This window comes from Citrobacter sp. Cb004 (assembly GCF_030337065.1).
GTDB classification, from domain to species: domain Bacteria; phylum Pseudomonadota; class Gammaproteobacteria; order Enterobacterales; family Enterobacteriaceae; genus Citrobacter; species Citrobacter braakii.
Map to the genome: position 1 here is coordinate 1 of NZ_JAOWCH010000001.1, position 396 is coordinate 396.

Genomic DNA, 396 nt, shown 5'->3' on the forward strand with positions numbered 1-396 from the left:
CCGGCCATAAACGCCAAAAACAGTCTCGACATAGGCGCTCATCACCTGCATACCGTTCGTTGCGCCCCGCACCGGGCTGTGGGACCCCATCGACAGATAGCAGATATAAATCACGGCCAGACCTGCAGCGGCGATAAAGGCTGCGGCGATGGAATGGGTGAAGATACCCCGCGGATGGTGGATCCCGCGCTGTTTAAGCGTGTGGGTGATAATGGCGCCGAAGCACAACGCACTGATCACATCCAGGGTCTGATAACCGTTGACGAACCCTGTATCGAACGCGCGAGTTTGATATGCGGTTGTGGCGGTCGTGAGCTCACCAATCGGATGTAACCAGGCACATATGCCGATAAAAATCAGGGCACTAATTTTAATGGGCGAAAGGAAGAAACCGAC

Annotated in this window: 1 protein-coding gene; it reads right to left on the reverse strand. The window is 54.8% G+C overall.

Annotation, left to right across the window (positions count from 1 at the left end):
* A partial coding sequence (locus OGV65_RS00005; RefSeq protein ID WP_286454467.1) for a branched-chain amino acid transport system II carrier protein occupies positions 1-396 on the reverse strand: 396 nt, incomplete at both ends.